The sequence below is a fragment of the uncultured Winogradskyella sp. genome (genome assembly GCF_947498005.1).
In the GTDB taxonomy this organism is placed as follows: Bacteria; Bacteroidota; Bacteroidia; order Flavobacteriales; family Flavobacteriaceae; genus Winogradskyella.
The window spans coordinates 110,643-126,057 of sequence record NZ_CANMIW010000009.1; the positions used below are offsets into that span (position 1 = coordinate 110,643).

Sequence of the window (15,415 nt, forward strand, 5' to 3'; positions counted from 1 at the left end):
CATATTCAAATCAAAACATATAAAATGAAAATCAAGTTTTTAATTTTTATTATAACCATTACAAGTAGTCTTTCTTTTGTCGTAGCTCAAGAAAAGGATACAATTGCAGACCAAACGGTTAACGTTATTAAACCATATCAACCAACAATTTCAGATGCCTTTAAAATTAAAGATAATCCTAAATTGAATGACTCAAATGCTGTAAAGAAGAAAGAAATAAAGTATAATATTTTCTCAATTCCTGTGGCGTCAACATTTACACCTGCAAAAGGTAAAGCAGCAACGGTAGATAAAGCTAAAGCTGTAAAGTTATATGACAATTATGCCTCTTTAGGTATTGGTACGTATACCACGATTTTAGGTGAAGTTTATCTCAACCATGAGTTAAGTAGAGATGAGAATGTTGGTGGTTACTTTAGTCATCATTCATCGCAAGGCGGAATAGACAATTTATTATTAGACGATAATTTTTCTAAAACGAAATTGAATGCACATTACTCAAAAAGTTTAAGAGAATTTACATGGAAAGTAGATGGAGGATTTGATTTACAAACTTATAATTGGTATGGATTACCTCAAGATTTTTTTGGAGAAGCAGAAGCTGATGTCATAGATTCTAAGCATACATATACAAGCTTTAATATTGGTGGAAAAATTGATTTTGATGATGCACTCGTAAAAGATGCAAGTATTCGGTTTAGACGATTTGGAGATGATAGAGGTTCTGGAGAGAACTTGTTTAATGCTAGTACTAATTTTGAAGTATCTATACGTGATGCAGATATTGATGCTGAAGTGTTTTTAGACGGAATCTCTGGAAGTTTTGATGCTGATTATGATGGGATAGGAGAACTTAACTATGGGAATTTTATGATTGGTTTAGCACCTTCTTATCAATTAAATAAAGATGATTTAACCATTAATTTAGGTGTAAGATTAACGTTCCTTAATGACACAGAATTGAGTAAAAGTAAATTCTATATTCATCCTAATGTTGATGCTTCTTACCGTTTGGTAGACGAACTTTTAATCGCTTATGGCGGATTAAAGGGGTCAGTTAATCAAAATTCATATTATAGCTTTGCTAATGTTAATCCGTTTGTAGCACCAACACTTGCTATAGCACCAACCAATCAGCAATTTAACGCATTTGTAGGTGTAAAAGGTAAGTTAACAAATAACTTAAGTTATAATGTGAAAGGTAGTTATGGATCTGAGAAAGGAAAAGCTCTATTTAAATCTAATGCTGCGCCAGAAATAGCTTCTGAAGACTATCATTTCGGAAATTCATTTGGAGTTGTTTACGATAATATCACTACATTTTCAATAGCAGGAGAATTGAATGTTGATGTCAACAGAAATTTTTCTTTGGGTATCAAAGGAGAATATTTTGCATATGATACAAAAGATCAAGCGCAAGCATGGAATTTGCCAGATTTGGAAGCATCTTTATTTGTAGATTATCAAATCACAGAACAATGGTTTGCAGGTGCTAGTGGTTATTTTGTTGGAGAACGTAAAGATGAAAGAATTGTAAATATGTTGTTTTCACAACCTAGCGTGACAAGAGTAAGTTTAGATAGTTATTTTGATTTAAATGCGCACGTTGGATATAAAATCAATGAGCAATTATCTGTATTTGCTAAAGCGAATAACATTTTTAATCAAGATTATGATCGTTGGTTAGATTATCCAGTTCAAGGGATTCAAATTTTGGCAGGAGCAACGTATCAGTTCGATTTTTAATCAGGAATTATTTGAGATTCTATTATAAAGTAAAAAAGATCTATTTAGATATTTCAAAAAGCGTTTCAGTTCCGAAACGCTTTTCTTATTTTTACAACAGTCTGCCGTATTGCTTATAATTTTATTCAACTAATAGCGTAGATTACCAACCACCAAAACAAAATACGATGATTAAAAAAATTCTTCCCATTGTAATCCTATTTACACTATTTGCTTGTGAAAAAGATAAGCTTCAAGCTGATTTAATAGTTACAAATGCTAATATTTACACGGTAGATAAAAACTTTAATAAAGCGGAATCTTTTGCTGTAAAGGATGGTAAAATCATTGCAGTCGGTTCAATTTCAGAAATTAACGATACGTATAAAGCTATTGATACGTTAAATGCTAATGGTAATACTTTAGTACCAGGATTCATTGATGCGCATTGTCATTTTCTAGGATTAGGTTTTAATCAGCAAGCGGTTGATTTAGTTGGTACTAAAAGTTTTGAAGAAGTTGTGAAGCGTGTTTTAGATTTTCAGAATGTAAAACGACAAAAATTTATTTTAGGTCGAGGTTGGGATCAGAATGATTGGGAAGATAAAAGATATCCTAATAAAAAATTATTAGACAAGTTGTTTCCTAATACACCAATAGCATTAACACGTATAGATGGCCATGCGATTTTAGCCAACCAAGCTGCTTTAGATTTAGGTAAAGTAACAAAGCAAAGTAAAATTGATGGAGGAGAAGTTGTTTTAGAAAACGGAGAATTAACAGGTGTTTTAATTGACAATGCAGAATCTTTGGTAATGGAATTTTGGCCTGAATCAACAAAACTGGAAGCAGCCAAAGCGTTATTGGAGGCGCAAAAAATATGTTTTGAACTTGGTTTAACAACCGTAGACGATGCAGGTTTAAATAAAGAATCTATTGAGCTAATTGAAGACCTTCAAGCATCTGGTAAATTAAAAATGCGTATTTATGCTATGGTATCTTATTCTGAAGAGAATGTAGACTACTTTTTAAATAAAGGGATCATAAAAACAGACCGACTAAATGTACGGTCGTTTAAATTTTATGCAGATGGTGCATTAGGTTCTAGAGGTGCATTATTAAAAGAACCTTATAGTGATAAGCCAAAGCATTTAGGTTTAATGGTTACGGATTTAGAAACTCTAAAAAAATCTGCAGAGCGAATTGCAAATTCTGAGTTTCAAATGAACACACATGCCATTGGAGATTCTGCTAATAGTGCTGTTTTAGAAACGTACACTAAGGTTTTAAAAGGGAAGAAAGATAGACGTTGGCGTGTAGAACATGCACAAATTGTATCGGATGAAGATTTTAAAATGTATAAAAATATCATGCCATCAATTCAACCAACGCACGCAACGAGTGATATGTATTGGGCAGAAGATAGAGTAGGAGAAGAACGAATTAAAGGTGCTTATGCTTACAAAAAATTATTAGACGCTTATGGAAAAGTAGCCTTAGGAACTGATTTTCCGGTAGAACGCGTTAGTCCATTTTTAACGTTTTACGCGGCAGTTGGTAGACAAGATTTAGAGCAATATCCAGAAGGCGGTTTTCAAATGGAAAATGCTTTAACCAGAGAAGAAGCCTTAAGAGGAATGACCATTTGGGCAGCGTATTCTAATTTTGAAGAGGATGAAAAAGGTAGTATCGAAGTAGGGAAATTTGCAGATTTTATCATCTTAGATAAAGATATTATGACGGTTGAGACTAAGGAGATTCCTAATATTAAGGTGCTGAATACTGTTGTTGGTGGAGAGGTGCAGTAAAAGTGACTAGTTTAGAAAATTTACAAAGTTGTAAAGTTTAAGAGAATCAAAGCTTCAGAGTTATACAGTAGCACAGTTCCTAATAATCATAGATTTAATTATTAAGATATAATCTATGCATTTATTAAACTTTGCGCCTTAATGTCTTTGCGAGAAATTAATTTAAACAGAAGCAGCTCAAAACAAGCGTGCCAAATAATCAAAATGCTCACCATCCATAACTTTCTCACAATTTAATCCAACCGTTAAACAAGCCGTTTTTAAAGTTTCAAAATCTAGATATAACCATTTCATAGCGGTTTCTTTTTCGCCTTTATAAGATAGAAAATAATTGAGTTCTCCAGGATAACCTTGATTTAAATCTAACCATTGTCCACCATCTTCATCTTCATACATATAAGAAATATCAGAAGAATCAATAAGAATTTGACCTTCTGGTTTTAATATAGATTTTAAATGCTTCAAGTTTTGGGAAACAAGGGACAATTCCTGAAAAATTCCTGTGCCATTCATTAATAACAAAATTGTGTCAAACGTTTCAGTTTCTTCTAAAATTGGTTTTAGTTCAGCATTAATTACACCTCGTTTTTTAGCAACTTTTATAGCACCTTCAGAGTTATCAATAGCTTTTACGTTTAGTCCTTTATTTTGTAACCACAGTGAATGGCTTCCGGAGCCACAACCGACATCCAAAATATTTCCTTTGGATAATTGCAAAGCCTTTTGCTCTAGTAGAGGCATGTCTGCATAGAGTCTAAATAAGTAAGGAAGAGGTAAGGTATCTTCATCAGAAATATTAGTGGATGTAATTATATCTTCAGAATAATTTCCGTTTTGGTAATCTAATAATGCTTTTCCAAAAATATCTTTTTTCATAATTTCTGTCAGTTCGAGTGATTTCGGTTTTTCTCAAAATTGTATCGAGAACTTTACTTAAATTTGTTGTATGCAAGACCAAATCAATAACCTTCCAAAGCTCGCCAAAGATAAACATAAGGAGAATAAAACCTTTTTTGCGAAGCTAAAAAAGAAACCACCAAAACAACTCGATTATTTAATGCAAGAATTGCACGAAGATGAGTTTGAACGTACTGACTGTTTAGAATGTGCTAATTGCTGTAAAACAACAGGTCCTTTATTTACAGATAAGGATATTCAACGTATTGCGAAATCTTTTAAAATGAAAGAGCAACAGTTTATAAAAAATTATTTGCGCCTAGATGAAGAAAATGATTATGTGTTGCAATCCGTACCATGTACTTTTTTGGGAGCTGATAATTATTGCTCAATTTATGATGTGAGACCAAAGGCATGTAGAGAATTTCCGCATACTGATAGAAAGAAATTTCAGCAAATTTCTAATTTAACTTTAAAGAATGTAGCCATTTGTCCGGCAGCTTTTAATATCGTTGAGGAAATGAAAAAAAGAATTCAACACTAATTTTTCATTTAGGAATAATTATTGATGACTAAAGTTTTAAAAAAATATTTATGAGAAATTTTATTATAACAGCAGCATGTGTTCTTTTCACGGTGAACTGTTCATTTTCGCAGGCTTGGATGACTAATTTAGAAATTGCTCAAAGTTTAGCATCTGTGGAGAATAAAATGATATTGATGGTTTGGGAAGAAACTACAAAATTTCAATATCCTGTTTTTGTAAATGATGATTATGGTAATGTTGTTTTAATAAGTAACTTGTTTGAAGATGAAAATGTAAGTCCATTAATCTGGGAAAACTTTGTGCCAGTTATTGTTAATGAGTATGAATATTCAGATTTATATGCAGAGATAAAAGGTAAGAGAAGTCAAGCCTATATTGATAAGTTTAACGATGATTCTATTAAGATATTAGATGTTAACGGAAACATTTTAAATGTAGATAGCAACTCAGAAGATTATGAAAATATTTCTGTTTTTATTCAGAGATATGCATTAAATACAGAGTTTTTAGCATTAGAACTGAGTGGCTATCGTCAAAAGAAAGATTTTTATTCGGCATATTATTTAGCTTCAAAATATTTAGATTTTTCTATGTATTTAGATAAGAGTGTAAGACGTGATGTAATAAAACTTTCTGAAATATACTTAGAAGAAGCGAAAGCCTTTTTAGATGGTAAAAGCGATCAGAAACCCTTAACTCAACGTGTGGCTCTTTTAAAAATTCAATATAGTTTAATTAATAAGCGGCCTAAAAAAGTTTTAAGGCTATTAAAAAAGGTGGAGTCAGAATCTGTAGAGGCTAATAACGAGACGTTTGTGGCTTTTTTATATTATACAGCATATATGATTTTAGACGATAAATCAAATGCAGAAAAATGGGATTCTAAGATTTCTTCTGTAAATTTGAAGAAGGCACAAAAGATTATCAACTTAAATAAAAACTAATTGGAGAACATTATTAATTACTTCGAAACGATTCCATCTCTACACAGGAGTCTTATTTTAATTGGAGGATTAACTTTTTTTTGGGTATTAGAAGGAGGCTTACCTTTATTTAAATTTAAATACAAAAAATGGAAACATGCATTGCCAAATCTGTTTTTTACTTTAACAACAATTATTATAAATTTTGCCTTAGCATTTTTACTATTAGGCTCTGCTGATTGGGTAAAAGCTAATGATTTCGGAATTATAAACTGGCTTCCGCAAATGCCATTATGGTTATATGCTTTACTCGGAGTTTTATTGCTAGATTTTTTTGGTGCTTATTTAGCACATTACGTAGAGCACAAGGTAAAACCATTATGGATGGTGCATCTCGTTCATCACACAGACCACAATGTAGATACTACAACAGCAAATAGGCATCATCCTGTAGAGAGTTTAATTCGATTCTCGTTTACTTTATTAGGTGTTTTTGTAGTAGGTACACCAATTGCTTTAGTAATGTTATACCAAGCGATGTCATTAATATTTACGCAATTTACACATGCTAATATAAAGTTGCCAAAAGGTTTAGATAAAGCATTAAGCTATTTTATTATCTCTCCAGATATGCACAAAACTCATCATCATTATAGATTGCCATATACAGATTCTAATTACGGAAACATTTTTAGTGTTTGGGATCGTATTTTTGGAACTTACATGTATATGGATCGCGAAAAATTAATTTATGGTGTAGACGTCTTTCCAGATGAAGTAAAAAACAGTAATATAAAAGAGTTGCTTAAACAACCATTTCAGAGTTATGAAAAAGCAACACTGTCTGCAGATCTCGAAGATTAATATAATATTAATTATTTCGCTGTTATTTATGAGCTGTAGTAAAAACCATAAAAAATTTGATGTTCAAGGACACAGAGGTTGCAGAGGATTAATGCCAGAAAACACATTGCCTGCTTTTAATAAAGCAATGGATTTAGGTGTTAATACTTTAGAGTTAGATATTGTTATTTCTAAGGATAATAAAGTCGTAGTATCGCATGAACCTTTTATGAATCCTTTGATATGTTTAGATGCAATTGGTAACGAAATTCCTGATGCATTAGAAAAATATTATAATTTATTTGAAATGAATTATAATGAAATCAAAAAGTTTGATTGTGGCACAAAATTTCATCCTACTTACCCAAATCAAGAAAAATTAAAAGTGTATAAGCCGCTGTTATCTGAGGTTTTTGAGCTTGTAAAACAAAAAATATCTAATGTTACTTATAATATTGAGATTAAATCAGAGGAAGAATATTACAATACTTTTACGCCACAACCAGATCGATATGTAAAACTGGTTTTAGATGTTATTAATAAGCATCATGTAGAATCTCATGTCGTTCTTCAATCATTTGATATTAGAATCTTAAGAGAAATTAGAAAACAATCGCCCAATATAGTAATTGCTTTATTGGTAGAAGAAGACGAAGAAATTTGGAGAAAAATTTCAATGCTTGATATTGTAAAGTTACCTGAAATTATTAGTCCTTATTACAAATTATTAGATGCAACTAAGGTTAGAAATTTAAAGGCAGAGAACTTTAAAGTTATTCCTTGGACAGTGAATGAAGAGCAAGACATGAAGCAATTAATATCTTGGGACGTCGATGGTATTATAAGTGATTATCCAGATCGTTTAATTAAGGTAATACAGTAATAATATCAATATAAAAGTATAAAACACTACACTTCTTCTCTTTTTTATGCATTTTGTAGGATTTTTAAGTGGTTAACCAGTTTAAATACTTAGGTTTAGAATTGAGGGAAATTATTTTAAACATGTTATCACTGCTATAGTGATGCTTATTATATTTTTATTTTGAAAAACTTTATACGCATTTTCCTTGTAGTTGTCCTTACCTTCTTATTAGGATATACATTAAATTACGAAAACGCTAAACTTAAAAACGAGACTGAAAACAGAGCTGCAGAATTAATAGACAATTCAAATTCTAACATCTATAATAATAAATTAGTTATAGATTAAATATGCACTTCGGGTTTTTTTATAAGATTCTAAGCCGTCTTTCCATGTGGCTCGAATGGCCTCTTCTGTTAAACCAGATTCAATTTGTTGCTGTAAAATTTTTGTGCCAGCATGTGCAGTAAAATTACTAGTGTTGAAAAATTTAGATTTATCCTTAGCATTATTGTAAGCATCTAAAACATATTTCAAAGTAAAATGACGTTCCGCTTTTATTTTAGATAAGTCAGCGCCATAGCAAACTTCATTTTGATGTTTTGGATACTTTGAACCAAAATTTGCGATTGGTGTATACGAAAACTCGTAATAATTCTTGTCTAAAAACGGCGCACCATAACGTTGAAACTGAAATTCGGTACCTCTACCAGCATTAATGTTTGTACCTTCAAATAAACCTAAACTAGGATATAATAGTATAGATTGATTATTTGGTAAGTTTGGAGAAGGCCTTATAGGTAGATTATAAGAACTAGAATGACTGTAGTTTTTTAATTCTACAATAATAATATTACATTTAATACCATTTTTTAGCCACCCTTCGCCATTGATCATTTTCGCATATTCACCAATGGTCATGCCATGTACTAATGGAATAGGATGCATTCCTAAAAAACTACTGTGTTTTTTTTCTAAAATAGGACCATCTATATAATTTCCATTCGGGTTTGGACGATCTAATATTAATAAAGGAATGTTTTGCTCTGCACAAGCTTCCATAACATAATGCAAGGTAGAAATATAAGTGTAAAAACGTACACCAACATCTTGAATGTCAAAGATCATAAGATCTATATCTTTTAAATGAGATTCTGTAGGTTTTTTGTGCTTTCCATGTAAAGAAATTATTGGTAAACTTGTTTTGGTGTCAACACCATCTTTTACGAGTTCGCCAGCATCTGCAGTTCCTCTAAAACCATGTTCAGGAGAAAATACTTTTTTAATATTAATCTGATGTTTTAATAGTGAGTCTACTAAATGTATGTATAAGTTCGTAGTATTATGCAGACTAGAGTTTCTAGGTGCAACGTCAATAACGCTTGTTAGATTTGCTACAATACCAACACGTTTTCCTTTTAAAATTGGGATATATAATTCAGTTCTATTTGCGCCAACTATAATAGAATGGTCAGTTGGAGTTACATCATCAACCTGTTTAGATTCAGTGGTCATAATTTCTTCTAACGCACTATTACCATGAGATGAATCTTTTTTTATTGAAATATTTTCTATTGCACAACCAGTTTCAGACTTCACTTTGTTTCCACAAGAAAACGTAATGAATAAAATCCCAATAATTATCGAGAATAAAACTGTATTTTTGACAACCTTTAAAAGCATAGAGTAGGTTTGAATTTCGAGTTATTTATAGCTAAACGTATAATTGGCAATAAAACGTATAAAAGTAGTGTTTCGGCACCAATTATTAAAATTGGTATCGCGGCAATTGCAATTGGTATTATTGTAATGCTTATTGCTATCGCGACTGGCTTAGGTTTACAACAAAAAATCAGAGATAAGGTAGTCGCTTTTAATGGCCATATTGAAATTACTAATTATGACTCTAATGCATCCGATGAGTCACAAATTCCTATTTCAATAAATCAAGATTTTTACCCAGATTTTGAGAGCGTAGAAGGAATAAAACATGTTCAGGCAGTTGCTACAAAATTCGGAATTATTAGAACCGAAACTGATTTTGAAGGTGTAGTGGTAAAAGGTGTTGGAGCAGATTATAATTGGGATTATTTCGAAGAATTTTTGGTAGATGGTAAACTCCCAGACTATTCTCAAAAGCGTAATGAGCAAGTTTTGATCTCATCTTATTTAGCTAAAAGATTAGGTTTTGTGGTTGGTGGTAAGTTTCAAACTGTTTTTGCTGAACAAATAGATAAATTGCCTAGAATAATGAATTTTGAAATCGTCGGAATTTATAATTCTGGTTTTCAAGAACTCGACGAAAAATTTCTTCTCGCAGATTTAAGACATGTGCAGCGATTGAATAGATGGGAATCGGATCAAGTTGGGAATTTTGAAGTTTTTATTGATGATTTTTCAGAAATTGAATCCATCAGTCAACACGTATATAAAAATACGGATTCGCATTTAAATGCTATATCTATTACTCAAAAATACTATACTATTTTCGAGTGGATTAAAATTTTCGATAACAATACTTATGGCATTATAGCCATAATGATTATCGTAGCTGGCATAAATATGATAACAGCCTTACTTGTATTAATACTAGAACGTACACAAATGATTGGGATTTTAAAAGCCTTGGGAAGTTCTAATTGGACGATAAGAAAAGTATTTTTGTATAATGCGTCTTATTTAATTGGATTAGGCCTGTTCTGGGGAAATCTTATTGGTTTAGGCTTGCTATTTGCACAGAAATATCTAAAGCTTTTTCCTTTAAATCCTGACACCTATTATGTAAGTACAGCGCCAGTTTATATTAGTTGGGATTATATTCTTTTATTAAATATTGGCACATTTGTAGCCTGTCTGTTAATGTTATTAATACCTTCTGTGATTATCTCAAAAATTTCGCCAGTGAAAGCGATGAGGTTCGATTAATAATAACTAGCAATTAACTTTATGTAAATAACTTTTCAGTTATTTTTGCACTTTTAAAAGTATAACGCTATATAAAGTCTTTGGGAAAGCTTCAATAATTACAAGTATATAATTAAGACGCAAAAATTTTACCGTTATAAATACTAATAAATAGAAATGGATTACGTAGATAATATATTAGGAACGATAGGTAATACACCTATGGTTAAAATGAATAAATTAGTAGAAGAATTACCATGTTTAGTCCTCGCTAAGTATGAAACTTTTAACCCTGGAAATTCTGTTAAAGACCGAATGGCTTTGCAGATGATTGAAGATGCAGAGGCTGACGGAAGATTAAAACCTGGAGGAACTATAATAGAAGGAACTTCTGGTAATACAGGAATGGGATTGGCCTTAGCCGCTATTGTTAAAGGTTACAAATGTATTTTTGTAATGGCAGATAAGCAATCTAAAGAAAAGGTAGATATTATGCGTGCTGTTGGAGCAGAAGTAATTGTTTGCCCTACAGATGTTGAGCCAACAGATCCACGTAGTTATTATTCGGTTTCAAAACGTTTAGGTGAAGAAACGCCAAATGCATGGTATGTTAACCAATATGATAACCCAAGTAATACCAAAGCGCATTACCAAAGCACAGGACCTGAGATTTGGAAACAAACCGAAGGTAAAATTACCCACTTCGTTGTAGGTGTAGGTACAGGTGGAACTATTTCTGGTGTTGCTAAATATTTAAAGGAACAAAATCCTGATATTAAAGTTTGGGGCGTTGATACCTATGGATCAGTATTTAAAAAATATCACGAAACAGGAATCTTTGACGAAGACGAAATCTATCCTTATGTTACAGAAGGAATTGGTGAAGATATTTTGCCAAAGAATGTAAACTTTGATCTTATTGACGGCTTTACCAAAGTAACAGATAAAGATGCATGTGTTTATACACAACGTTTGGCAAAAGAAGAAGGTATGTTTTTAGGGAATTCTGCCGGTTCAGCTATAAAAGGTGTGTTGCAATTAAAAGAACATTTTAAACCAGACGATGTCGTTGTGGTTTTATTTCACGATCATGGAAGTCGTTATGTCGGAAAAATGTTCAATGATGATTGGATGCGTGAGATGGGATACATAGAATAGATTATTCTTGTAACACCCATGAAACTAAAATTTTATAATTAAAAATCCTGATTAGTAGTCAGGATTTTTTTATTTATATCATTGTCAATAAGTTATATAGGGCAGTTTTTATGGATTGAGAGGTGTTCATAATTGTTTTTAATTGAGTGTTTTGAGATGAATAATCTTTATTTTGTTATTTTTATATAACTAAACAATTTATCATGAGGCAATTATACATTTTTATACTAGTTATTCTTTTTGGTAATTTTGGGTTTGCTCAGATTACTTATGTTCAAATAGAGCTGGTTAATCCACAAATGGGTGAACCAATTTTTATGGGCAATGCTGTGCCAGTTTCAACTTCAACAGATGATGGTTTGAATGCTATATTTAGTTTACACGAAACATCTTTTTATGAATCACTTTATCCCAGTTCATCAAATGGGTTTTACAATAATAGTTACTCTTTGTACGCTAAAATTAGGTGTAATAGTTGTGATGAAAGTGAATTGATTTCAGATTTATTAGAATATAATACGGTTGTGGCTTATGCAGGTTTAGAAACAGATAATTTTTTGATAAATGGGTTGTATATTCATTTAGTAGATGATACCATAGGAATACCAACTGGAGTAAGTTCTAATGGTATAATTGAAACTAATGATACTCTGCTTAACCAGTTGTTTTTAGATTATAATGTTGTAACTTTTGAATTAAATGATAGCAATTGGGGTGGAAACACATATAATCTTAAGTGCAGATGTGATTCTAGTATATTAAAAGCTGAATTAGATAATTATGTTTCATTAATTTCAACAGCGACACCTGTTGATTATGGTATGCTCCTATCTACTGAAGACAGCATACAATTTGAGGCTAAAATTTATCCTCAACCTTTCAAGGATAAAGTTAATATTGATATTAATCAACCAATAAAATCATTGGTTTTATTCGACGTGTTAGGAAAACAAGTATACAAATCGTCTTCGATTATAGGTTTTGAAAATTTCTCATCAACTCTTAAATCAGGAGTTTATCTTTTAAAAATTTTAACTTCCGAAGGTGAATCCATAACAAAAAAACTAATAAAGTCATAAGTTAAAATCGAATTCTCTATTTTAGAGCATGCAAGAAGATTTCCTTCACTACATCTGGAAACATAAAACTTTTGATTCATCTGTTTTAAAAACTACGAAAGGAGAATTAATTAGTATTACTAATTTAGGACAACACAACCATAATTCTGGACCAGATTTCTTTAATGCGCAACTTAGTATTGAAAATCAACTTTGGGCTGGTAATGTGGAGATTCATATAAAATCTTCAGATTGGTATGTTCATAATCACGAAACGGATAAGGCCTATGATAATGTAATTCTTCACGTTGTTTGGGAACATGATACCGAAATTTACAGAAAGAATAATTCTGAAATACCAACTTTAGAATTAAAACACTACGTGGATTTAAGCTTAATTCATAAGTATAAACAACTTATGGAGTCTAAGTCTTGGATTAATTGTGAATCTAGTTTTGCGGATGTTGATGATTTTTTATTTAATAATTGGTTAGAACGTTTGTATATAGATAGAATAGAACGGAAATCACAAACTATTCATCAATTGTTAAAGGAGTCCAATAACGATTGGGAAGCTGTATTGTTTAAAATGTTATTAAAAAACTTTGGATTAAAAGTGAATGGAGAACCATTCTTCAGCTTGGCCAATTCTATTGACTTTTCAATAATTAGAAAATTACAAAGTGATGTTTTAGATATAGAGGCATTACTATTTGGCCAATCAAACCTATTGCGAGATTCTAATGTTGAAGAGGTCTACTTTAACGATTTAAAAAAAAAGTTATGAATTCCTGAAACAAAAATTTAATCTAATTAATCTTGGTGTATTACCATTGCAATTCTTTAGATTAAGACCTCCTAATTTTCCTACCATTCGTTTATCTCAATTTGCAAATTTGTATGGTAAAGAACAAGGTCTGTTTTCTAAATTACTACAACTTAAATCTAAAGAAGCTATTTACGAGTTTTTCAATTTAGGCGTAACGGATTTTTGGAAAACCCATTATACATTTCAAAAGCCTTCTACATCTTCAAAGAAGCAATTATCCAAATCATTTATAGATTTAGTAATTATAAATACCTTAATTCCTATTCAGTTTAGCTATGCTCAATCTCAAGGAAAATCTATAGACGATGATGTTTTTCAACTTATCAAAGAACTGAAAATAGAGAGTAACAGTGTGGTGTCAAAATTTTTAGATTTAAAGACTATAGATAAAAACGCGCTAAATTCTCAAGCGTTAATTCAATTAAAACAAAATTATTGCGATAAAAATAAGTGTTTACAATGTGCAATTGGTAATAGCTTAATCGTTAAAAATTAGGTAACTTGCATATCATGAATAAATCTCACAGTTTATTATTATATTTTCAAAAACGAGGCTATTACGTGTGTCAACGTATTGCAGATCGTCTGGGAATACGTGCAAAAATTGTAAGAACTTCATTTATGTATCTCACATTTGTAACCGTTGGTTTTGGTTTTGCGCTTTATGTTTTTTTGGCATTTTGGATGCGAATTAAAGATATCATCTACACTAAACGCTCTTCGGTTTTCGATTTATAATTCACAATGGATAATCCGCTAATAAGACTATATAGATCAAAGATTTACACGGCAATAATGATGCTAGTGTTTTTGCTCACTGTTGGGATCTGTGGTTATAGGTTTATCTCAGATTACGACTGGTTAGATGCTATTTACATGACGGTAATAACTATTACCACTGTTGGGTTTGCAGAAGTAAATCCATTAGACACCCAATCTAAAATATTTACTATATTTCTAATTTTAGCAAGCGTAGTTATTGTAGGTTATGCAATTTCTATTATTACTGAATTTATACTTAGTAAAAATAACTTTGAAGACATAAAAAAACGAAAAATGCAAAAGAAAATTGATGCCATGACTAATCATATTATCATTTGTGGTTTTGGTCGAAACGGAAAACAAGCAGCAAGAAAGCTAGAAGATTACAATAAACCTTATGTCGTTATTGAACGCGATAAGGATATTATAGAAAAACTACAAGAAGACTCTATTCCTTATGTTTTTGGAAATGCAAATGAAGATGAAGTATTAAATGAAGCTGGTATAGATAAAGCAAATACTTTAATTAGTGCGTTACCAAGCGATGCAGATAACTTGTTTGTGGTTTTGTCTGCTAGACAGATAAACAAACAATTAAAAATTATAAGTAGAGCATCTCAAGAAACATCATATAATAAATTAAAGTTAGCAGGTGCCAATAATGTTATTTTACCAGATAAAATTGGTGGAGACCATATGGCTTCATTAGTTGTAATTCCAGATTTAGTAGAATTTATAGATAACCTTGGAATTGTAGGTGAACGAAATATTAATATTGAAGAAGTACAAGTAGAGCAACTTTATAATATTAGTGAGGTTAAGACCATTAGGGAATTAGATCTTCGTAAAAAATCAGGTTGTACAGTAATAGGGTTTAAAGACGATAAAGGCGAATATATAGTAAACCCAGAAGCTGATACTAAGCTAATTCCGGGCTCTAAAGTAATTGTTTTAGGACGACCAGAACAAATAAGAAAATTGAATTTAGAATTCAATATTGGTCAGTAGAAGCAGCCATTTTAACGTAATTGACTTTAAAAACTCAATATTTTTTAGCATCTTGTCATCTTTAATAATAAAACTAACTAAGAACCCT

The 15,415-nt window shown here is 31.2% G+C and carries 16 protein-coding genes; 14 read left to right on the forward strand and 2 right to left on the reverse strand.

Going from position 1 to position 15,415, the window contains the following annotated elements:
* Positions 1-24 precede the first annotated feature (24 nt).
* A complete protein-coding gene (locus Q0891_RS15300) occupies positions 25-1,746 on the forward strand; it encodes a TonB-dependent receptor (RefSeq protein ID WP_299103031.1) in 1,722 nt (573 codons plus the stop codon).
* Between the two features lie 167 nt (positions 1,747-1,913).
* Positions 1,914-3,533, forward strand: a complete 1,620-nt coding sequence (locus tag Q0891_RS15305; RefSeq protein WP_299103032.1) for an amidohydrolase — start codon at positions 1,914-1,916, stop codon at positions 3,531-3,533.
* A 177-nt stretch (positions 3,534-3,710) separates the two neighbouring features.
* On the opposite strand, the gene Q0891_RS15310 is transcribed toward Q0891_RS15305, so the two are convergent.
* Complete coding sequence (locus Q0891_RS15310) at positions 3,711-4,409, reverse strand: bifunctional 2-polyprenyl-6-hydroxyphenol methylase/3-demethylubiquinol 3-O-methyltransferase UbiG (protein WP_299103033.1); 699 nt, start codon at positions 4,407-4,409, stop codon at positions 3,711-3,713.
* Between the two features lie 70 nt (positions 4,410-4,479).
* On the opposite strand from Q0891_RS15310, the gene Q0891_RS15315 reads away from it, so the two are divergent.
* The 5 genes from Q0891_RS15315 (at position 4,480) to Q0891_RS15335 (ending at position 7,956) form a co-directional block, all read left to right on the forward strand.
* On the forward strand, positions 4,480-4,974 hold the full coding sequence (locus Q0891_RS15315; RefSeq protein ID WP_299103034.1) for a YkgJ family cysteine cluster protein: 495 nt from the start codon (positions 4,480-4,482) through the stop codon (positions 4,972-4,974).
* Positions 4,975-5,024: 50 nt separating this feature from the next.
* Positions 5,025-5,921: a hypothetical protein gene (locus tag Q0891_RS15320; protein ID WP_299103036.1), complete on the forward strand. Its 897-nt coding sequence runs from the start codon at positions 5,025-5,027 to the stop codon at positions 5,919-5,921.
* On the forward strand, positions 5,922-6,764 hold the full coding sequence (locus Q0891_RS15325) for a sterol desaturase family protein (protein ID WP_299103038.1): 843 nt from the start codon (positions 5,922-5,924) through the stop codon (positions 6,762-6,764). It begins immediately after the preceding gene.
* A 28-nt stretch (positions 6,765-6,792) separates the two neighbouring features.
* Entirely contained in the window at positions 6,793-7,626 is an 834-nt protein-coding gene (locus Q0891_RS15330; protein ID WP_299103040.1) for a glycerophosphodiester phosphodiesterase, read from the forward strand.
* 162 nt (positions 7,627-7,788) lie between these two features.
* Positions 7,789-7,956 carry a hypothetical protein gene (locus tag Q0891_RS15335; protein ID WP_299103042.1) on the forward strand — a complete coding sequence of 56 codons (168 nt, stop codon included), beginning with the start codon at positions 7,789-7,791 and terminating at the stop codon, positions 7,954-7,956.
* Here the strand turns inward: Q0891_RS15335 and Q0891_RS15340 are convergent.
* A complete protein-coding gene (locus tag Q0891_RS15340; protein WP_299103043.1) occupies positions 7,942-9,291 on the reverse strand; it encodes a DUF1343 domain-containing protein in 1,350 nt (449 codons plus the stop codon). The genes Q0891_RS15335 and Q0891_RS15340 overlap by 15 nt on opposite strands.
* A 9-nt stretch (positions 9,292-9,300) precedes the next feature.
* On the opposite strand from Q0891_RS15340, the gene Q0891_RS15345 reads away from it, so the two are divergent.
* From Q0891_RS15345 to Q0891_RS15370, 7 genes are all read left to right on the forward strand, one after another.
* On the forward strand, positions 9,301-10,533 hold the full coding sequence (locus Q0891_RS15345; protein WP_299103045.1) for an FtsX-like permease family protein: 1,233 nt from the start codon (positions 9,301-9,303) through the stop codon (positions 10,531-10,533).
* Positions 10,534-10,689: 156 nt separating this feature from the next.
* Positions 10,690-11,670: a PLP-dependent cysteine synthase family protein gene (locus tag Q0891_RS15350; RefSeq protein ID WP_299103047.1), complete on the forward strand. Its 981-nt coding sequence runs from the start codon at positions 10,690-10,692 to the stop codon at positions 11,668-11,670.
* A 203-nt stretch (positions 11,671-11,873) separates the two neighbouring features.
* On the forward strand, positions 11,874-12,749 hold the full coding sequence (locus Q0891_RS15355) for a T9SS type A sorting domain-containing protein (RefSeq protein ID WP_299103049.1): 876 nt from the start codon (positions 11,874-11,876) through the stop codon (positions 12,747-12,749).
* A 28-nt stretch (positions 12,750-12,777) separates the two neighbouring features.
* A complete protein-coding gene (locus Q0891_RS17305; RefSeq protein WP_367179575.1) occupies positions 12,778-13,515 on the forward strand; it encodes a DUF2851 family protein in 738 nt (245 codons plus the stop codon).
* A 46-nt stretch (positions 13,516-13,561) separates the two neighbouring features.
* Positions 13,562-14,053: a DUF2851 family protein gene (locus Q0891_RS17310; protein WP_367179576.1), complete on the forward strand. Its 492-nt coding sequence runs from the start codon at positions 13,562-13,564 to the stop codon at positions 14,051-14,053.
* 14 nt (positions 14,054-14,067) lie between these two features.
* Positions 14,068-14,295 (forward strand): PspC domain-containing protein, encoded by a 228-nt coding sequence (locus Q0891_RS15365; RefSeq protein ID WP_299103051.1) that lies wholly within the window; start codon positions 14,068-14,070, stop codon positions 14,293-14,295.
* A gap of 6 nt (positions 14,296-14,301) precedes the next feature.
* A complete protein-coding gene (locus tag Q0891_RS15370) occupies positions 14,302-15,327 on the forward strand; it encodes a TrkA family potassium uptake protein (protein WP_299103053.1) in 1,026 nt (341 codons plus the stop codon).
* Positions 15,328-15,415 lie beyond the last annotated feature (88 nt).